This window comes from Vibrio sp. TRT 17S01 (assembly GCF_050113695.1).
GTDB lineage: Bacteria > Pseudomonadota > Gammaproteobacteria > Enterobacterales > Vibrionaceae > Vibrio.
Window position 1 is genome coordinate 1 of sequence record NZ_JBNJOG010000003.1, and the last position, 18,789, is coordinate 18,789.

General features: G+C 40.6%; 20 protein-coding genes and 1 pseudogene. 20 read left to right on the forward strand and 1 reads right to left on the reverse strand.

The genetic code is table 11. From position 1 onward, the window contains the following. Nucleotides 1-1,245 precede the first annotated feature (1,245 nt). The 10 genes from ACQEXS_RS05690 (at nucleotide 1,246) to ACQEXS_RS05735 (ending at nucleotide 11,400) form a co-directional block, all read left to right on the forward strand. Entirely contained in the window at nucleotides 1,246-1,377 is a 132-nt protein-coding gene (locus ACQEXS_RS05690; RefSeq protein WP_427013111.1) for a helix-turn-helix domain-containing protein, read from the forward strand. A 229-nt stretch (nucleotides 1,378-1,606) separates the two neighbouring features. Further along, complete coding sequence (locus ACQEXS_RS05695) at nucleotides 1,607-2,449, forward strand: DUF4123 domain-containing protein (protein WP_427013112.1); 843 nt, start codon at nucleotides 1,607-1,609, stop codon at nucleotides 2,447-2,449. 45 nt (nucleotides 2,450-2,494) lie between these two features. Beyond that, nucleotides 2,495-5,701, forward strand: a complete 3,207-nt coding sequence (locus tag ACQEXS_RS05700; protein WP_427013113.1) for a T6SS effector BTH_I2691 family protein — start codon at nucleotides 2,495-2,497, stop codon at nucleotides 5,699-5,701. A gap of 126 nt (nucleotides 5,702-5,827) precedes the next feature. Next, entirely contained in the window at nucleotides 5,828-6,229 is a 402-nt protein-coding gene (locus ACQEXS_RS05705; protein ID WP_427013114.1) for a hypothetical protein, read from the forward strand. 802 nt (nucleotides 6,230-7,031) lie between these two features. Next, complete coding sequence (locus ACQEXS_RS05710; RefSeq protein WP_427013115.1) at nucleotides 7,032-7,676, forward strand: DUF2628 domain-containing protein; 645 nt, start codon at nucleotides 7,032-7,034, stop codon at nucleotides 7,674-7,676. A gap of 107 nt (nucleotides 7,677-7,783) precedes the next feature. Beyond that, a complete protein-coding gene (locus ACQEXS_RS05715) occupies nucleotides 7,784-8,338 on the forward strand; it encodes a leucine-rich repeat domain-containing protein (protein ID WP_427013116.1) in 555 nt (184 codons plus the stop codon). A 466-nt stretch (nucleotides 8,339-8,804) separates the two neighbouring features. Then, a complete protein-coding gene (locus ACQEXS_RS05720; protein ID WP_427013117.1) occupies nucleotides 8,805-9,020 on the forward strand; it encodes a hypothetical protein in 216 nt (71 codons plus the stop codon). Between the two features lie 270 nt (nucleotides 9,021-9,290). Next, on the forward strand, nucleotides 9,291-9,659 hold the full coding sequence (locus ACQEXS_RS05725; RefSeq protein ID WP_427013118.1) for a hypothetical protein: 369 nt from the start codon (nucleotides 9,291-9,293) through the stop codon (nucleotides 9,657-9,659). Between the two features lie 146 nt (nucleotides 9,660-9,805). Continuing rightward, a complete protein-coding gene (locus ACQEXS_RS05730) occupies nucleotides 9,806-10,150 on the forward strand; it encodes a hypothetical protein (protein WP_427013119.1) in 345 nt (114 codons plus the stop codon). Nucleotides 10,151-11,001: 851 nt separating this feature from the next. Further along, on the forward strand, nucleotides 11,002-11,400 hold the full coding sequence (locus ACQEXS_RS05735; protein ID WP_427013120.1) for a hypothetical protein: 399 nt from the start codon (nucleotides 11,002-11,004) through the stop codon (nucleotides 11,398-11,400). A 167-nt stretch (nucleotides 11,401-11,567) separates the two neighbouring features. Here the strand turns inward: ACQEXS_RS05735 and ACQEXS_RS05740 are convergent. After that, nucleotides 11,568-12,416, reverse strand: a pseudogene (locus ACQEXS_RS05740) (IS5 family transposase). A gap of 567 nt (nucleotides 12,417-12,983) precedes the next feature. Between ACQEXS_RS05740 and ACQEXS_RS05745 the strand changes: the two are divergent. The 10 genes from ACQEXS_RS05745 to ACQEXS_RS05790 all read left to right on the forward strand — a co-directional run bounded on the left by ACQEXS_RS05745 (nucleotide 12,984) and on the right by ACQEXS_RS05790 (nucleotide 18,688). Further along, on the forward strand, nucleotides 12,984-13,427 hold the full coding sequence (locus ACQEXS_RS05745; RefSeq protein ID WP_427013121.1) for a hypothetical protein: 444 nt from the start codon (nucleotides 12,984-12,986) through the stop codon (nucleotides 13,425-13,427). 157 nt (nucleotides 13,428-13,584) lie between these two features. After that, nucleotides 13,585-14,373: a phosphotransferase gene (locus tag ACQEXS_RS05750; protein ID WP_427013122.1), complete on the forward strand. Its 789-nt coding sequence runs from the start codon at nucleotides 13,585-13,587 to the stop codon at nucleotides 14,371-14,373. Nucleotides 14,374-14,466: 93 nt separating this feature from the next. Further along, a complete protein-coding gene (locus ACQEXS_RS05755) occupies nucleotides 14,467-14,877 on the forward strand; it encodes a hypothetical protein (RefSeq protein WP_427013123.1) in 411 nt (136 codons plus the stop codon). A 111-nt stretch (nucleotides 14,878-14,988) separates the two neighbouring features. Next, the gene (locus ACQEXS_RS05760) at nucleotides 14,989-15,240 is read left to right on the forward strand and encodes a DUF3297 family protein (RefSeq protein ID WP_367989553.1); all 252 of its coding nucleotides are present in this window, start codon (nucleotides 14,989-14,991) and stop codon (nucleotides 15,238-15,240) included. 205 nt (nucleotides 15,241-15,445) lie between these two features. Next, on the forward strand, nucleotides 15,446-16,036 hold the full coding sequence (locus ACQEXS_RS05765; RefSeq protein WP_427009790.1) for a GNAT family N-acetyltransferase: 591 nt from the start codon (nucleotides 15,446-15,448) through the stop codon (nucleotides 16,034-16,036). Nucleotides 16,037-16,299: 263 nt separating this feature from the next. Then, complete coding sequence (locus ACQEXS_RS05770; protein WP_427009789.1) at nucleotides 16,300-16,629, forward strand: zinc ribbon domain-containing protein YjdM; 330 nt, start codon at nucleotides 16,300-16,302, stop codon at nucleotides 16,627-16,629. Nucleotides 16,630-16,691: 62 nt separating this feature from the next. Next, nucleotides 16,692-17,135 (forward strand): GNAT family N-acetyltransferase, encoded by a 444-nt coding sequence (locus tag ACQEXS_RS05775; protein ID WP_427013124.1) that lies wholly within the window; start codon nucleotides 16,692-16,694, stop codon nucleotides 17,133-17,135. Between the two features lie 117 nt (nucleotides 17,136-17,252). Then, complete coding sequence (locus ACQEXS_RS05780) at nucleotides 17,253-17,891, forward strand: hypothetical protein (RefSeq protein ID WP_427013125.1); 639 nt, start codon at nucleotides 17,253-17,255, stop codon at nucleotides 17,889-17,891. Between the two features lie 22 nt (nucleotides 17,892-17,913). Next, complete coding sequence (locus tag ACQEXS_RS05785; protein ID WP_427013126.1) at nucleotides 17,914-18,342, forward strand: hypothetical protein; 429 nt, start codon at nucleotides 17,914-17,916, stop codon at nucleotides 18,340-18,342. Nucleotides 18,343-18,493: 151 nt separating this feature from the next. Then, the gene (locus tag ACQEXS_RS05790; RefSeq protein ID WP_374144853.1) at nucleotides 18,494-18,688 is read left to right on the forward strand and encodes a DUF6500 family protein; all 195 of its coding nucleotides are present in this window, start codon (nucleotides 18,494-18,496) and stop codon (nucleotides 18,686-18,688) included. Nucleotides 18,689-18,789: the final 101 nt, after the last annotated feature.

Consider the following 18,789-nt stretch of genomic DNA (forward strand, 5'->3'; position numbering starts at 1 on the left):
GCGGGAGTAAAATTTATGAATAGCACATCTCACTGTTTTAAATTTCAGGGGTGTCGCACTTCGTACTTGAATCCAAGAGTTATAACAAACTGTTCAAGAGTGATTCACAACGCTTAGCGATCTCAGTTTAAACTTGGTTTTAATGTCTAAGATGCAATGGTTTGGGTTAGATGCTTAGCGTTGTTCGCACGTTAATGCGGAGTTAGGTTAATTAAAGAGGATATAGTGATATGAAATTAGTTTTCTTTTTGCTCGCCCTATCATTTCCATTATATGCTCAAGCTACTCATGAAGTTCGAGAGGTTATGTTTGGCTTTAACTATATGCTACCAGAGTCAACTATGTGTATTTCCACTAAAGAGTCTGAGAGTAAGCTAGTTTACTGTGAGTGGATTAGGGGTAATGGTTATACCGGAGACGTAACCTCCTATTCTTGTATGATCTCTGAATTCGAGAAGTATATCTTTTTTAAAAGTCGGTCGGTGTGTATTGAGCAACTTGAAATAATGCAAAGTAATGCTCCTTAATCGTAGCCTAACAAAGCATTTAAGAGTGACTCACAACGCTTGGCAATTTCAGTTTAAGCTTAAGGTGCAATAGTTTGGGCTGGGTGTTTAGCGTTGTTCGCACCTTAACAGGGCGTTATGCGTCCGAAAATATCAAATGTTTTGGGCGATTAGCTGTCGTTGTTTTGATTATTGGCTTATGTCCCCATTCATTCGAAAACGTACAACTACAGATTCTAGAAAGTTTTACGTATTTATGTAGGTCAATGCCTTAGGAATGTGGAGTTGGATAATTGTGGTTTTTTACTTATATAAACAAGGTGTTAGGCATTTCTCTTTGAGATATGATGATTAGTTCACTGGCTTTATTGTAGGGATATAACTTAGATTTGCTCCATTATTGGTTTCGTCAAATAAATTTGCGTTTGTACAGCTGTAATTTACACAAATACAGTTCATGTTGAGACAGTCGTGTTTACACGGGAAAGTTGCATTTCCATATAAGCCAGGCCACTTCGGGACATTTGTTAGTGTCGAACTGTGCTTTGAGAAGATTCAGAGCCAAATAGAACGTAGTGTTTAGCCGAAGTACCGTTGCTTGGTTGAAATAAAATTAAGAGGACAAAAACAAATGACAGCCTTAATGACACGTGCTGAAGTGATCCGATGTATTAAGTAAGAGCTTGAACTGACGGGGATTGCAGATAAAAAACATGCTAAACCCGATCTGAGCTATTTAATGCCTGAATTGAGATTTGCACTTGTGGAAACACTTTTACTTCATACCCGAGGCAACCAAGCTCATGCAGCAAGGATGCTTGGGATTAGCCGCTGTACATTACGGAAAATTTACAACCAACGCCATAAGTGATAGTGGTGCTCTCGATCCAACTTGAGGCTTCCAACGTCACACTCTAATCTTCTTTTGCTAGCTATAGATAAAGAAAAATGTGATCTTCCTTCAGGCAGGTTTTTGCCTGGCTTTTCTTTTTAAGTCAAAAGCTTAGGGATTCATTGTTGTGGTATTGCTCACTTTGGTTGAGTTCGCTATTCTCGGTACAAAAGAAAAAAGTACTTACGTCAGGCTAGAGTAATACGTTATGAAACCGTCATTTGAATTGTCAAAATCAGAGCAACTGTTCCTTTTGGTTGAAGGAGCCAGCATTCCTGATCTAGCGCAACAGCTCTATCAGCTATCAGGGGAAATTGAACAAGAACCGCTATTTTTGTATCCCCCTTATGATGAGTTAATGAGCGTTTCTCCGAGATTGGTGAAAGCAACCCCAGAAGTTCAACACTGGTTTTTAGAGCTTAACCAATATCAGCGTGGGTATTTTTTCTCTTCAAGCGGCTCGTTAAGTGACGTTGCTGAATCTCTAAGGCGACTGATCATGGCAGAGATGCCAGAGGGCAATACGGGCTTTTTGCGTTTTGCAGATAGCCATGTTGCTTTTGTTTTATTGGATACTCAATGCGCCATGCTATGGCAGCCAATGAGCAGAGTTTGGCTTCATCAAGCGGGTGAATGGCAAACACTTGATAATCCTTTTATGATACCGCCGGAAACACACAATCAAACTCTGAAAATTACCGATGAGCAGTGGCGAAGGCTCTCGCTTATTCCATGGCAGAACGCACTGCCCAATACATTAGTTGCTCACATGCAGCGCTGGTATCCCGAGCGCAGCCATCAGGTTCACGATTTAAGGGACTGGGTTTGTACTCATATGGAGGCGGCTCACGTCAAAGGTTTTGAGACCGAGCAAGACTTACTCTATTACTTCAATATCCTTGGGTATGTCGGCGAAGAGGCTTTGCTTAATAATACCTACCCAAGCCTGACTCAACTCATTGAGCAACCGTCATTACACACTCCATCGCAACGTATTGCACAAGCGGCGAGTTTAGCCGAACAAATTGCTAACCAATCAAGGGAGAGCTAAGCATGAGTACCCCCAATAAAGCCGCGAAATGCGCATCCACCCACGATGCAAAAGTTATGCCCTTTTCGACGTAATGACGTAGGGATTATCCCTGTGCGTTATGCCTTGGATGATATGAATGAACAAGGTCAACCACTCCACCCACTGCCTACGACCGATACGCAGTGGCAAGGTCGATTTGCCCCAAAGCAGCGTCAGTATACGTTAAGGCAATTACGTGATGGTTGGTTGTATGTGTATGACGAGACGGATAAGACCTTTCATGAGTATCAAGTGGAAGGGTACGAATTTACTAAAATTGATTGGTCAGGCGATGAAGCGGATAAACCTGCGAATGAGCGTGGCAGCAAAGGTGAAACGAAAAGTTGCTTGGTCTACCCGGCGAAAAATACACTCTATATGACGTTTGCCCATCAGCGCTGGACATGGCGACTGTGTGAACACATGCGCTCTCACGCCCCTAATCGTTCGGTATGGATGCGTAAGGTCAACTTACAACAATTCCAGTCAACACTGAATCATCCTCATGCTGGTCTTTCTTCCCAACTTGGCAAGTATGTGGCGGATGTTGGCACCGATGGTGCGCCGACAGGTGTGTTTGACGCGACTTGTACACCATTAACACCAATTGAAGACGGAGTTGATGACTTCAAACATGTGGCAGACAAGGCTGGGTGTTGGGACTTAGATTATCGAGCTGATTTGCCGGCTCAAGACTGCGGGATGTTTATTGCGCTCGATGACCCTCTAGCGGATGTGAGCGACTTGTTCTTACCTCTCTCCGAACAGGTTGCGGCCCGCAGCACTGCCTACCAAGATGAAGACAACCTTCACAAGCTGCAAATGGCCGAACTGACTCGCACACTGGGGCGAGTAAAAGTCGAGCATAATGAGTTACCAGAGCAAGTGAAAGATGACCCCATCAAGGTCATGGAGTTTGAACGTCAACTGACTGAATATGTCGCCACTCAATATCTGGCAGATAAAGAGCGTACAGCCCTAGAAGCTAACCCTAATGTCGGCAACGCCCCATTTACTCAGCTTCAAGAAGAAGCGCTTGAGAAGCTTTCTGAGCTAGAAAAGACTTATCGCTTTACTCCTACTGATAAGCAGCAAGAAACTTGGCAACGTAATACTGTTTTTAGTGACGAAGTGAACTGGGATGAACTCGATGCTTTCCTTACTCAGTATTACACTCAGGTTAAAGGTCTAGATGAGCGTATCGACGTGCTTTATCAAGACTTTATGACTGCATTTGAGCAACTGGGTACTGACCCGCTAGTCCTTGGTTTAGATAATCAAGACGAGGCTCACCTAGCTTATCTACTTAGCTTAACCAGCCAGTATCTAGCGGTGGTTAAACAAGCGGTAAATACTGAACAAGCGAATGAGCAGTTGAAGCAGGCGCTTTCACTGGATTCACCTAAAACGCTTTTCGCACTAGCTTCTCTAGGTTCTAAGTTGGAAAACTGGCAAGCACTGAACGCTTACGTCGATGAACTTGGTAACAGTCTGCTCTCAATGGAGAACCCCAGTGACATGGTCACTGTATCGGGTGCGATTGCGAACTGGGGTGGGTTCACCAGTGACGTACGTATGCATGATAAAGCATGGTTTAAAGTGTTAGCAGAGCCTGTTCAGTTAAGCTTCACTGCGCTACAAAATGTCGCCTCAGGGCAAGCCCATAACAGTTGGCGTGCCGTCTCTAATTTTCTGTTCCCTAGCCAGATGAATACCACCGCAACACCGAAAGGCTTAGTCAGTAACTTGCGGCTGGTTATCTTAGAGGCCATCGTGAACCCAGAAGCTATCGTGATTCATAATCCTGACTATCCAGCACAAATTGCGGCATGGCAACAAAAACTCCGTACAGAATCAGAAATTGTTCGTCGTGTTAGCCTGCTGGATTCGGGTGAGGTAACGCCAGCAAACAACCAGTTAAAGAACATGCAAAGCGCTCAGAAGAAAATACAGAAACTTCTGAGTAGTGAGTTGCCAATGATGGTAATGCTTAAGCATGAAGCGGTCAATAACACCGCCAAGCAAATGCTTAACGATGCGGTAGAACGGAGTTGGCAACAAGGTAAGCAGTTCACCCAAGCTTCATGGGACAAATTGGGCAAAATGGGGGGGGGCGTGGCGATGCTCAACCTTTGGAATGTTTCGGTTGTTCTGCAAGACATCCGCCATAAAGTCGCGCAACACCCGAATACTAGCTTGTGGACTAACCCTGCAATTAGAGAAGCGACCTATGCGACTAGTTATGCGGTCTCCGCCGTTACCGCTGTGTGGCGAGATGCGAAATGGGAAATTCTTGCTAAGGATTCGAAGTTACTTGGTGAAACCTTAAATGAAGCAATAAAAAACAGTAATGCTTCAAAAGCGGCAACACTCAAAACTTTTGCGAAAACCACGGCGACGGTATCCTTGTTTGGTCTAATTGCTACAGGACTGGAGACATGGGAAAGTTACGATAAATTCACTGATTCAAGTCATGCGCCAATGGAACGGTTCGGCTATGGCTTAAAGTGGGGAGCAACCTTGGCTCAAATTGCTGTATTTGGAGTCCAAGGTGTATTAAATTTATTAAGTTGTACTAGCCTATTAAAAATCAGTATAAGTAGCATAATAGCCTCTTGGATGCTAACTACGTTAATGGTTGCAGGTATTGTGTATTTGATTGCTGTCATCATTATCAATGTCTTTAAACGCTCTGAGCTTGAGAAATGGCTGCTTCATTCCACATGGGGTAACGAATCAAAGCAATGGAAGCCTATCGAGGAATTAACACTTTTAGAGCACATTATTCATCAACCTCAAGTTCAACTTAACTCAGTACCTAACCGAAAACCTTCCCAATGGATGGACTCTGGCACGAACCAATGGCAGTTAGAATTAACGCTCCCAGCATTTACCAAAGGTCAATCAATTGGCTTACAAATTACGCGTAAGCCTAAAGATAGAGCCTACAGTTATGCCCCTACTGAAGCGAAGCCCGCAGTCATGATTAATGAACAGAACGGTACGTGGAGTCAAGATAAAAAAGACGGTAGCCCTGTCATCTATCGTTTAGACTTGGGCGGTAGCACGGACGATACCATTACTGTCCTCGTCCGCATGCCGTTTAACTGGCAAGCGGATGAGGAGCAACGACTTGGCTATGTAACAACTGGTAGTAGCCAAGGTGACTTAACCGTAGAGCCTGCACCGAAAGAATTTGCTACTCGTATTATTGAAGTGAGAATCGACTAATGAATAATGAACAAAGCCTAGAGTCTCTCAAGGAACAACTTTATAACGCTGATGTAGCCTACTCTTGGGAGCACAAAGGATTGGGTGGCAAATACGAACACTTGTGGAGGTGGGGAGTGGCGTTCTTTGTCAACTATTCAATATTTGGCTTTTTTTTTGTTTGTTCTTGAAGATTTTACTGTAGACACCCCCATGTTTTGGGTGGCTTTTGTTTTGATGACGATGATGATGTTGATGACAAGGTATCTATATTTACCTGATAAACATCGCTGTTATCACCTAACTGCACAGGGTATTCGTTACACAGAACAAGATATGATCCCAGAGATGGCTTATAAAATCGTGCGTGGTTTTGCGTGGGTGGGAATTGTGGTGTGTTTTATTGCTGTTTTCTTACTTGGTCCGTTGGCGCTTGTCGGTGCGGGGGCGTTTGCGTTGATGTCATTTGGGATGACCAATTTTCAGCCAACAGTTAATAAGTCTTATGTACGGGTTGATGAATGTAGTGTGGTGTTTAATCATTACTAATGACTCGGTGCTTTCATTTGGAAGCCTTAAGCGAGAAACACTTGACTATATAGGCACTGTTTTTACTTCGACGCTTGTTCAAAAAACAGTGTTACTTTCTCATCTACAGTCGGCTTTCCCTGAAATTGAAATTGTCGAAATCAAAAAAATGAATGATAAATACAAGCACCCGATTTACCAGCAAGATGAAGAGACGGCTACGGAGTAGTTCAATAAGGAGCCCGTTTTTGAGGTGTTTCTGTTAGACGGCATCGCTGTCACAATCGAGTTGTGTTGCGAACAACGAAGAAGTAAGGGGGCAATTTGATTGAGATAATAACGCTGATTGTTTTAGTTTCGTTTTACTTTTGTGTTGAAGGTAGTGACACATCCCTCAAGGAAGCGAGCGTTGCTATCGGACTGTATGGAATATATCTGGTTGTTTACCTGTTGATAGAGCCTTTTCCAGCGGCTACGTCTAAGTATATGGGGCAACTCTATGGCTTCTTGCCAGCGCTATCGTTTGGAGCCATATTGTTTCCGCATTTCAACAAGAGCGCTCCTGAAGTTGTCACTAAAACCATAGGCTGGGCTGGATTGACGACTACACTTTTGATTCTTAGCTATTTTAAGTTTTTTGTCTGGTGACAGCTTATTCTGCATGTCAGTAAACATTGCTTACTGATATGCAGAGAGCCTCTTACACAGCAATGGTAGTAGTCAAACTGGGTGATAAAAAGAGGACTGCCCACGCAGTTAAGTCGTTTCAATTTAAGTAATGGTATTAATAGTAATCTAAAAGGAAAATAGTTTGGAAAGTAATATGTGTGAGATCGATAGCTTGGAGATTAGCGATAAATGGAAGCGTCGTTTTCATTTATTAAAAAAGTTTGGAGCCGACGAGCTTAGTCACGCGATGATTTTAAAAAGCGAGGCCTATAGGCAATCATCTTTTAAAGAACGACTGTCTTTCTCTATGATGTCCAACTTTCCTGCGTTTTTTGGAGGATTTTTATACTACTTCTACAAGAGTATGCACTTGAAAGGCTTTGTTATCCTCTCTTTTTCGATGCTTTGGGTAACAGCTTTATCGAATATTGAGTTTTTTAGTGGTGTTGTTATTCCTGATGCGGTCTTTTGGGCATTATCCGCTTGCCTATGTTCTCAGTGGGCTAACTATGACCTATATCGAAAAACATTTCATGATGAGGTGCTGTGGGGTTGGGTACCAGTAAGGTGGCGTAATAAATCCAGTGTTATGTGGTTCCTAGCACTAAGTGTCACTGTTTGGGGGGGCTCAATTTACTATGCGATGACTCATACTTACTCGACGTATGCTGCCTATGATGACCCCAAAGCAGTAAGTGTGCCGTGTGGTTCTTTCGCTATGTATGCGACTCAAGAAGAGGTGGACAATTATGGTCGAGAGGTGATCTGCCATCAATTAGAACTTGAAGGGATTCTTTAAGGAGTTTTGTTGAGTAGGGGGGAAGATTGAACCGTACAGTCTCCCTTTTTGACCACAGTATTAACGTGAAACTGTTCACCCAATGTTTTTTTGATATGCGAGTTGTTATGTTTCTAAAAATTATAAACTCCGTAAGGTCTGCTATTCATTGTTGGTTTTCCAATATTACCAATACTGTGCATACACTTACCTTAAGTGATGTGAAATATGATAAACAATTAGGAGAAATTAGCGCTTATACATCTGGCTATCAAAATATAATAATTCCTGAATGTTTCGGGGAATTTCCAGTTAACGCGATAGGGAGTAAAGCTTTTGTCTCTAAAAAAATAACGAACGTAATAATCCCTGACTCAGTCATTGCCATAGGAGAAAGTGCATTCTCTTATAACAATCTAACCACGGTGACCTTCCCAAATACTGTATCTTTTATTGGTGAATTTGCTTTTGCAAACAATATGTTGACTAATGTTGTTTTGCCTAATTTTATAACAAAAATCCATGGTGCAGCATTTGCTATTAATGATCTAACACATGTAGATATTCCAAATTCAATGGAACATATAGGAGACTTCGCTTTTGAAGGTAACTATTTAAAGGCTATCACTATTCCCGACTCTGTAACTTTTATCGATGAGGGGGCATTTATGGATAACGCGTAAGAAACTGTCGCTATTTCACAGTCAATCGCTCATATCGGAAAAGGTGCGTTTGTTGGTAATCGCCTAATCAATGCGACTATTCCAGAGTCAATATTATTAACTAATGAGGACATATTTGATGAAGGGGTTCAGATTAATTATTTTTAGCTATTTTCTAACGTGTTAAAAGATTGAACCGTACGTCAGTTTAATCTTGAGGTAAGGATTATAATGAGTACAAGGTTGTTATAATATTTCAAACTGTTTAGTCAGCCATTACGATAGCTCTTATAACAAAAAGCGAATTTGGAATTCTGTTGATAAATTGACAAGGTTTTGCTGCTGTGTTTTCTTTACCAACATATGGGGAAGATTTCGACTGGATCGGTTTTCCCTTATTTTTGGTTTAACGAGTGTTATTGCCATAGGCGCAAATCTAGTCGGGTCAAAGCACTTTATTAAGTATGCATCAAAGCATGAAATATTTGTGACAGGCGAAGGATTGAAGATTAAAGATGCAGATATATATAGTGTTCTGCTCTGGAGTAACCTTACTCAGGTGGCACAAAATCTGAAATCTGGTCAGGTGTCAAGTCTTTCTATACATACATCTGAAGGTTTTATTGATTTAACTAACTACGAACAACTGGATAAATTGGCATTGGAACTCAAGTCGTTCATAGAAGCAGAACTATGGAAATAAAGTTATGCAAGTATTTAAGGCTTTACGGTACTTTAGTTAATTTGTCTCGAGTCGTTTAGATCAAGCTCACTAAACGATTTCTGTCCAACAATGAGTTTGAGCTCCTTGTTAGGAGGAGTGAATCTGTAGGAGTTATAAACTACAGATTTGTCACATGAAATATATAGACAGGTGAGATTTGTTATCTAATTGATTGATAATTAATATTTAAGTTGATTTATACTATCGCCTTAATGTGGCGTTATGTGTCATCAAAAGTCGAGATAAAATATGAACAAAGTAATCAAGTTGGGTGTGGCAGTATTTGTATTCAATTGCTTTCAATCTTCAGTATTTTCCGAAGAAGGTTCTTTTGGTTTAGATGGGGAGTTTGTTTATAAGGATATGGTCGGTGGTCCATATTTTGACGAGTGGTATGTTAGTGGAGATATGGGCCAACTGAACAGTATTAAAGTATATCGTGAAGGTAAGTCAGGTTCGTTGGAGGTTACTATTGAGGTTGACTGCAAATTACAAACGATAACAATTCAGGGTACAGCCTTGGTCTATGGTTCTACGACTTTATCTGAGGAAGAAGCCCAAGATTATTTCACTACTGACATTACGAAATCAATCGTCGATAAAGTCTGTACATTTTGACCAAGGTACATTACAAAGCAATTCAAGCAGATTTGCAACGTTTGGCATTTTTAGTTTGAGTCTGCTTTAGTGTTTACGGCACAATGGTTCAGGTTAGTGGCAACGTTGCTCATTACTTAATTGGACGTTAGGTGTTGGAGATAATAATGGTTAAGTATGGAATTTTGTTTATGTTGCTTATCGCTAGTTTCTCTAGTTATTCAGCAACCTTAGTGACAAAAAACTATGTCGTATCAATAACATCAAACTGTGTGGAAGGTGAAGTGACTTGTGATGATGTAACATATCATGGTAAGTCAAAGAAATCAGGTAGCGAGATCATTATTAAGGGGCGCACACTACATACTCATTTATCAGATGGCACCCCAGCAAGATTCTTAGGTTATAAGTTTATTAATGGTAATGTTGTTTACATGGTTACAGATTTTGGCGCTCTGACTGTAACCCAAGATGAAAAGGTCTTAGTTAGTGAGCATGGAAAGTGGGACTAGCCGAAATAAACACATAAAAAAGCATTAAAGACAGTTCCGGAACTGGAAGCGTCAGTTCACAAGTATATCTGATAAACAGTTTAACAATTTGGACGGTGTCGATTATTCGAAGAAAGAGTCTGAAGAGCTTCGAACGCTAAGGCGCGAGAACAAACGACTCAAAGATGAAATGGAATTCCTAAAAAAGGTCTCGGCGTACTTCGCGAAGCAGCAAGAGTGAAGTACGAGTTCATTGAAAACTATACCTATGAGTACTCGGGTCGACGTCATAGGCTGATAAGTAGAGGTAACTGCTATGCTGTTTGACTTGACTGTGGTGTTGTTTTCCTCAGTCGGTCAAGGTTATAGCTTTATTTGTTCCAAAGAAAGCTAGAACCCTGTCATTCAATATATCGATCGTGGTGATAGGGGAGAGTCTAGCGAAAGTGATTTTACTATAGGTATCTACAACGTTTGTTTATAGATAAGCCCAACCTCTTTTCACGTTGCTGACAAGAGAATATACCTCTTAATACGTCCATGCTCTTATGAAGCGTGAGAGTTGTCTCTTACTTCTCTTTGTTTAGTGGTCAAACTCCTTCAATTAAAGTGAGTAACTCTCCCTTTTTTGATTTAATATTACTTTATTCTTGTTATAAACAGTTATGATTATCGCGTCTTCGTGTTTAATCTTTAGAAGAGCAGTATTTTGTATTTGAATACATATAGTTAGGAAAACTACTTAAGAGTGACTTTCGCATTTAATGATTTCAGTTTAAACTAGCTTTAGAAATTTAAAGTACAGTGGTTAGATAAAGTATTAAGTGTTATTCGTACTTCAATGTGGCAATAATAGAATTGTGGAAGTTATTATGAGCTTAGTTAAAATTATATATGATCATAGAGTTGGTGGTGAAGAGTTGATAACTCATGAAAAGGAAGTTTACCTACACAAAGATCTCTGTGAAATTATTGACTCGTATCCTTGGAAATCAGAAATTGAGTTATGTGATAAGTATGGTGTTGGTGGCGGTTTCCATTTTTTGCTCGGAGATAATAAAGTTTATGCATGCTATCAGTTTGTACCAATTGACCTAAGTAGTGGAATATTGGACTTTGATTTAGTGCTGAGTCCAGGGGTATTAAGTTTATTTGGACGAAAATCTGTTTCAAAAAGCTTTGATATAGTATCAATATCTGAGCTAAAAGAAAAAACGAAAGAACTCTTTGAATATTCACTTGAGTCTTTATATGAAAAACATCGACGTTAACATTTCTTTCAACAAGGATATTTAGGATAACGCTTAATACTTGGTGATGTGGTTTCAGTTCTTGAATTATATTCACTTATGGGGGCGTATTTGGTACAGTTCATGTTTTAGAAGGCTTTGTTGCGTAATTCGGTCAGAGAACCAAGCTGCCTGCAATTGAGCGATTCTTATACAGTATACTGAGTTTCAGGTATACCAAGCCCTGTAAGTTTGTTCAGTGCTTTAATCATGGCGTAAGTTTCACCAACCTGAGCATTGTAGTTTCTCAGGCTTAACCGCCCACCTAACAACTGCTTCATTCGACACATTGCTGTCTCTGATAGTGAGCGTTTATGATAGCCGTACCGCTTTTTCCACTTATTATTGGAGCCGCAGAGCTTCTGGCAACCTACCACTAAATTCCTAGGGTGACCATTCTCTCAGAACGCAGCCCCTTCTCTTGGTGGGATGAGTGGAACCGCTCGCTTGAACCGTATGGCATCGTGGCAATCCCTTATGTCATAAGCGCCATCACCAAATATTTCGATAGTTCTTCGGCGCGTTTGCTTGAGCAAGTTAGGAAGAACTTCTGCATCGGTAACATTAGATAAACTCAGTTCTGCCGCGACGATTTCGTGAGTGTTGGTGTCTACCGCTAAATGCAACTTTCTCCAGACCCTACGCTTCCCATCAGTGCCATATTTCATGACCTCCCATTCACCTTCGCCATAAACCTTGAGACCCGTCGCATCGATGGCTAGATGCTGTATTGCACCTCTAATCTTTGGTTTAAATGAAACCTCGACTTGCTTAGCTTTTTGACTGATACAACTGTATTGTGGACAGACTATTGAGACGTTAGCCAATGAAAAAACAGAATCGATAAACCCTTGCAATGCTCTCAACGGCATTGAGAAAGCTCGTTTCACCATAAGCGCAGTAGTAATGGCTAAGTCACTGAACTGACGAGGTCTACTACGTTTCCATTTGCGAATGGTTTTTTCATCAATCCAGAAAGTGAGTGAACCACGGTTGATTAGGGCTTTGTTGTACTATTTCCAGTTCGTTGTTTTGTAGCGAGGTTTCGGCATGGGACTAGCGTAATTAACTTACTTAGCCGAACAGAACGTAAGTATCTGATTTAGTTCCCTCTAATTACGCAACAAAGCCGCTCCGGAGAAGAGGGGGTTAGGGAAACTTGGAAGAGTTTCATTATTGATGAGCGATTTAAACTTAGTCAAATTAGTGACTTTGAGACTTTGAGACTTTGAGACTTTGGACGTTAAAAAATTAATTCAGCTTAGAGATTAGAGAACAGTTGTAATCTCAGTATTAGTAGGTCGTAATGTGAATCTGAGAGTAGTTATCATAGACACACTTAATAGTGTGTTCTGTAAAGAACTTTATGTTGATAGGAGTTATTCTAACTCAACGATCTGGGTTTCTGAATAATGCTAAGTTTGTGATTCTACATTGTAATAATCATTAAAAATAACTCCAAAAGGAGAGCAATGCGTTAGTTTTCTAGTTCGGGGTTAGGATAAAAATGCATGGGAAGGATAATCCATAGAAACTGTGGTATAGGATACAATAGGTGTAACAAAATGCTTTTTCTAGTAAAAAAAAATAGAGTGTTATTTATAGCGTACTTTTTATTAGTCAAATTTTTTCCATCGCAAGTTCACGCAGAAACTATTTTTTATTGTGAAACCATGAATGGGAAGCAAGTAGAAGTACAGATAGTGGGTGATTTAGTTCAATATCGTTTTGGTGATAAGCTTTATAAGCCAGAGATGGAACTAGTAATACCAAGAGAAGAAACTTATACATTTCAGTGGTTAGGTGCAGGGGTGAGTGAATATTACGACGTCACAATTCCTAATAACAGTATTTTTTACAAAGTATTTATTTCACGTGAAAGAACTCCCAAAGGTAAGTTTGAGAGTGGTATTGGAGTTTGGTCAAAGGATACGCTTATTACAAAGATATATTGTCGTAAGGATTCATTGTATGAGGCTTTGTATGACGTTAGATTACCCAGAGAGTAGTATAGCTCACAAAGCATTTAGAAAAGAGTCAAAACACTTAGCGGTTTCAGTTTAAGCTTGTTAATCGTGTGTTAGGCGAGAGGTATCAACCTCCTAAAGCTGCGTACGGTTTATTTTAATAGGTACCATAATCCCAAAAATATGAATAAGGAAGTTAATGGAAATACTTCAAGGTGGTCGGGACAATTCAATTTTTCGTTCTGAAAATAAGGTCTACAGACCTCGTGGAAAATGGTCTGAAACGGTGCATCGCTTACTGTTACATATTGCGGCGGAGGGTTTTACTTCAGCGCCTAAGCCGTATGGTTTTGATGATAATAACAATGAAATTCTTTCGTATGTTTGCGGTGATGTTGTCAATTATCCACTGAAGGGCAATATTGCTACCACAGAAGCTCTAATTACTGCGGCTAAACTTTTACGCCGATATCATGATGCATCTAGTTCATTTCTTTCAAAACACACGTTCGAAAAACTGGAGTGGATGCTGCCGCGTAAAGAACCGGCGGAGGTGATATGTCATGGTGATTATGGGCCTTATAATGTCTCATTGGTTGGTTCTCAGGTAGTAGGGATCATTGACTTTGATACCGCTCACCCTGCACCAAGAACTTGGGATATCGCTTATGCTCTATATTGTTGGGCTCCTTTTAAAACACATGAACATGATGCTATGGGTGATATAGCATCGCAGTCCTTGAGAGCAAAACAGTTTTGCGATGCGTATGGTTTAAGTCTTGGTGCTCGTAAACCTCTGGTGATGGAGATGATAGAAAGAGTGCAAGCCTTGATTGATCATATGCACAATCAAGCAAAGTTAGGTCATGAAGCTTTTATCCAGAATATTGAAGATGAACACCATTTAGCATATATGGCAGATATTGAATATTTAGAGAGTAACGCTCAATACATTACAGAAATTTTGATGGCTGAAACGTGCATCTAGCCTGATATTGTCCATTTAGGGGCATGACTTGAATAGGAAAGGAAGTAAGCAAGTTTTAATGTGGGCTTAAGCTGCAACTAAATTGGAGGACATATGACGGACCAAATAAAAGACAGCTGCAAGTACCTAGGCAGTGAATATCCAATGCCTGTTTGTTTGAGCTTTCCTGTTGATGGCGTCAAGATTGAAGAGTTAAGCAATGCAGAGCTTGCAGATTATGATACTCAAGGAGTCTATCTTTCAACGGCTTGCTGGCGCAACTATGTAGCAACATGGGAGATTCGAGATAACCAACTGTTTCTAGTCCAAATTGAAGGAAAGTATCGTCTAGTTAATGGGGAGCCTATTGTGGCGAACTGGTTTACAGGAGACTTTGAATTACCCCAAGGAGACTTGGTTGACTGCAATATAGAGTTAGGTTTTCAGCTTAAATATACAAAAGCGGTCACTTTGCATTTTGCTTCTGGGGTATTAGTCGAAAGTATTGTAAGGGACATCGATTAACTTTATCACCTGCAGTTAGGTTTGGAATGACGTATTATCTGATTTGATAGTTGAGCTAGCGTTTTCAGTAGCCTAAAATAGGCGTTCAAAATCAAATGTTAGGTCATAAAAATGAGCGACAATAATATGTCAAAACCAGAACTGCCAGATCACCTAGCTGGTAACCCACGTAGTCCACATTACGTAGAAGAGTGTTTTGCGCACCCAATTGGTATTCGTTTAAACGGTAAAGAACGTACAGACGTAGAAGAATACTGCATTAGTGAAGGTTGGGTGAAAATCGCTTCACCAAAAGCAAAAGACCGTTGGGGTCAACCAATGCTGATTAAGCTTAAAGGTGAAGTGGAAGCTTTCTATAAGTAAGTTTGAACCTGATATCTTAAATGGAGGGTCTGCGGTGCTGACTCTCCACTCTGCCTTGCTTATACAACCCTATGAGCAAGTCAAGGGAAGCTGAATACCCAACGGATGGCAATTTGCCTTCGCGTTGGGTTTCTTGTTTATAGCGCTGTCAATTTTACACGCTGTACAAGCTACCTTACTAAAATGCGAATACAAGGACAGTACGATGTGGTTACAAGAAGTTGAGCTTGAATCTGAGACAATAAGGTTGATACCGATGCGTGCTGAACATGCGTCAGCGTTAGTTAAAGCCGCATCAGACGGAGAACTATGGAACCTATGGTATACATCGGTTCCAAATGCAGAGAATGTTGAAAAGTACATTTTAGCTGCGCTTGAACAACAATCTCTTGGCTTGTCTCTACCATTCGTTGTGGTAGATAAAATGAGCGGAGACATCATTGGCTCAACACGTTTTTGCAACGCGGACCCAGTGCACCATCGCGTAGAAATTGGTTATACGTGGTACAGCAAAAGGTACCAGAAAACATCGTGCAATAGTGAGTGTAAATATCTGCTCTTGACCCATGCTTTTGAAACTCTATGCGCGATTGCGGTAGAACTCCGTACGAATTGGCATAACCACCCATCAAGAACAGCAATTAGTCGATTAGGCGCTAAACAAGATGGCGTATTAAGAAATCATCAAAAGCTTCCCAATGGAGGATATCGAGATACCGTTGTTTTTTCGATTATCAATACTGAGTGGTTGTCTGTTAAAACAAACCTAGAATATAAGCTTAGGAAATATGGTTAACTGACATAAAGTAGAAATTCCTCTGAGATAAAACACCTTAATGTTTCGGTTGAAAATGGACCGCTTTGGCTATTGCTTCGAAACAACTTAAAGATGAGCCCTCGCATTTTTGGGTATGGTCATTATGTTGTTTCAATATGAGCATTAAAGCCTGCCAGTAAACTTGTTAAAATATGAGACGAATGGGACAATCTGCTCGATTGTGCGTGCGTGAACTATTACTATGAAGCTAGCATTAAATCTCAACATATAAATGGTAGCTTATGTCTTTCCCTCCTTGTCCACACTGTCAATCTGAGTACGTATATCAAGATCAAAATCACCTCGTATGTCCTGAATGTGCTTATGAGTGGGATCCTTCCGTTATTGAAGAACAAATTAGTGTCAAAGATGCAAATGGCACTGCGCTCGCTGAAGGTGACAAAGTCACTTTGGCGAAAGACCTTAAAGTGAAAGGCAGTTCTCTTGTTTTAAAAATTGGTACCAAAGCTATCGTAAGACGGATTGTTGATGGCAAAGATCATCAATTGGATTGCAAAGTGGATGGTGCAGGAGAGATGATGGTCACTGCAAAGTTTGTCAAGAAAGCATAAGCCTCAATGCTTTAATCCCTCTTAATAAAACGACCGCGTATTAATCGAATAGGAATTTGTATATGGAAATTAAAAAAGTAACCTCTCTGGATGTGGAGTTACTAGCGCCTCTTTTTGACGCGTATAGAGTGTTCTATGAACAGGAAAGTGATCTGGCATCGGCAAGAAAGTATATTGAAGAAAGGTTAACCAACAATGAATCAATTATATTCATGGCAAAAAATAGCCAAGAGGAAGTGATTGGTTTTACCCAGCTTTATCCGAGCTTCTCTTCAATTTCTCTACAACGAACATGGATCTTGAACGACTTATATGTGCTAGAAAGTGAACGTGGTAACGGCGTTGGTAGAATGCTGATACAAGCAGCGACGGATTTTGCGCGAGGCACAGGTGCGAAAGGGCTTTCATTAGAGACAGCTCATGATAACTATAATGCTCAAGGGCTTTATGAGTCACAGGGCTTTGTAAGAGATTCTGAATTCTATAGTTATTTCTTAACATTATGATCATTCCTCAGTTCATGATATGGATATACAACGCATTTATCCCTAACCCATAAATAGATGGGTAACCTAGCCTCTCTATTCGCCTATCCAACAAAGCTTTATGAAAAGGAGTGTTTAATGACGCGTTATTTAGTATTGGCTTTTACATTGCTTAGCGGTACCTGTTTGGCTGAGCCTGGGCAAGAAAGCGCAAAAGTGCTCGCTGAAGCATTTGGTGACCTTGATAAAGATGGTAAAGAAGAAAAAGTCATTGTGATTGATAACGGGTTACCGACAGACATGGGGACGGCTAGGAGCATCTTGATCTACAAACAGATGCAACAGGGTTGGAAACTGTGGCATACAAATGATTCTGCTGTACTACCGAGCTTGCATGGTGGAATGATGGGAGACCCATTTATTGGAATTGATGTAGAAAGAGGGGCATTAGTCATCCGTCATTTTGGTGGCAGCAACCAAAAATGGAGCTATGTGCACCGTTTCCGTTATTCGAATAAGCTGAGTGATTGGCAGCTGATCGGTGCAACGGTCGAGTATGGCCTCATTGAGTGCGATTACACTCGCTTTGATGTTAACGTTTCGACCGGGAAAGCCATCTATCAAACGATTAATAATGCATGTTATGAGGGAGAACAAAAATCGAAAGAAACTCACGATCTTAATGTTCATTTTAATTCTACGATGTTAATGGACAACTTCTATCCAGGAGAGAATGAGTTGTTATTACCAACAATAAATCAAACCATTTATTACTAGGCACATCAATTAAGGAGCAAGGATGAAGTACAAAGGGACATTGGTATTTATCGCATTTGGTTTATTTGTTGTCATAGGAAGTAAACAGAATTGGTTTGGTAGTAGCGATCCTCAATCTTTCCCCAAGCTTCCAGCACACCCTGATTTTGTTATCTCGAAGAAGTACGACGGCCAATGGGAAGGAAGACGTATAAATGTCACTAATAACAATATGTGTGAGCGTACCACGATTACTGGCAAGATTGAGCAGGGCAAAGCATCACTTCTATTGACCTATAACGGAACAGCACTTCAAGGATGGGTATCGGAGTCTGGAGAGCTCGTCTTATATGCGAATCATCGTCAATGGGATTATCGCTTCTCAGCGAATGGAACCCCGAACAAATTAGAAGGGAAATGGCACCTCACCAATGGGCCGTGTCGCGGTACATGGTTTATTAAAAAAATCTAGAACTCTCGGCTGGCATGGTTTAACAAGCTTTATGACAGTTTTGCATCGAATGAGTGGATGCTACTGACAAATTCTGTCACTTATATCAAGTATAAAAAGTTGAATCTAACTTGGATGGGATAAAGAAGTGCGTTTGATTTTAAGAGAGAAAATGATTGAAGTCTGTGAGGCTAAGATCGCGAAGAAAGGACAAAATGTAGGTGTTTCCTTCTATGCTTTTTTTCGCAACAAGAATGATACTCCTGAGCTACTCATGGAGGCTGCCACATGGTGGATTCAAACTCACAGGTTAGATCATTTCGAACCAGCAACAAAAATTCTCGAATTAATTAACAGCGAATGTTAATCGTTTGCATATGATAAATGGGTGCCACACAGTGCCTTGCCGATTTGTTATTTTTAAACTGCGCATAGATATTTGCTGTTCTTATAAACCAAAACAGTATT

Coding starts and splice junctions, on each gene's coding strand:
- ACQEXS_RS05690 (WP_427013111.1), top strand. CDS start 1,246: ATGCCTGAATTGAGATTTGCACTTGTGGAAACACTTTTACTTCATACC.
- ACQEXS_RS05695 (WP_427013112.1), top strand. CDS start 1,607: ATGAAACCGTCATTTGAATTGTCAAAATCAGAGCAACTGTTCCTTTTG.
- ACQEXS_RS05700 (WP_427013113.1), top strand. CDS start 2,495: ATGCAAAAGTTATGCCCTTTTCGACGTAATGACGTAGGGATTATCCCT.
- ACQEXS_RS05710 (WP_427013115.1), top strand. CDS start 7,032: ATGTGTGAGATCGATAGCTTGGAGATTAGCGATAAATGGAAGCGTCGT.
- ACQEXS_RS05715 (WP_427013116.1), top strand. CDS start 7,784: ATGTTTCTAAAAATTATAAACTCCGTAAGGTCTGCTATTCATTGTTGG.
- ACQEXS_RS05725 (WP_427013118.1), top strand. CDS start 9,291: ATGAACAAAGTAATCAAGTTGGGTGTGGCAGTATTTGTATTCAATTGC.
- ACQEXS_RS05730 (WP_427013119.1), top strand. CDS start 9,806: ATGGTTAAGTATGGAATTTTGTTTATGTTGCTTATCGCTAGTTTCTCT.
- ACQEXS_RS05735 (WP_427013120.1), top strand. CDS start 11,002: ATGAGCTTAGTTAAAATTATATATGATCATAGAGTTGGTGGTGAAGAG.
- ACQEXS_RS05745 (WP_427013121.1), top strand. CDS start 12,984: ATGCTTTTTCTAGTAAAAAAAAATAGAGTGTTATTTATAGCGTACTTT.
- ACQEXS_RS05750 (WP_427013122.1), top strand. CDS start 13,585: ATGGAAATACTTCAAGGTGGTCGGGACAATTCAATTTTTCGTTCTGAA.
- ACQEXS_RS05755 (WP_427013123.1), top strand. CDS start 14,467: ATGACGGACCAAATAAAAGACAGCTGCAAGTACCTAGGCAGTGAATAT.
- ACQEXS_RS05760 (WP_367989553.1), top strand. CDS start 14,989: ATGAGCGACAATAATATGTCAAAACCAGAACTGCCAGATCACCTAGCT.
- ACQEXS_RS05765 (WP_427009790.1), top strand. CDS start 15,446: ATGTGGTTACAAGAAGTTGAGCTTGAATCTGAGACAATAAGGTTGATA.
- ACQEXS_RS05770 (WP_427009789.1), top strand. CDS start 16,300: ATGTCTTTCCCTCCTTGTCCACACTGTCAATCTGAGTACGTATATCAA.
- ACQEXS_RS05775 (WP_427013124.1), top strand. CDS start 16,692: ATGGAAATTAAAAAAGTAACCTCTCTGGATGTGGAGTTACTAGCGCCT.
- ACQEXS_RS05780 (WP_427013125.1), top strand. CDS start 17,253: ATGACGCGTTATTTAGTATTGGCTTTTACATTGCTTAGCGGTACCTGT.
- ACQEXS_RS05785 (WP_427013126.1), top strand. CDS start 17,914: ATGAAGTACAAAGGGACATTGGTATTTATCGCATTTGGTTTATTTGTT.
- ACQEXS_RS05790 (WP_374144853.1), top strand. CDS start 18,494: ATGATTGAAGTCTGTGAGGCTAAGATCGCGAAGAAAGGACAAAATGTA.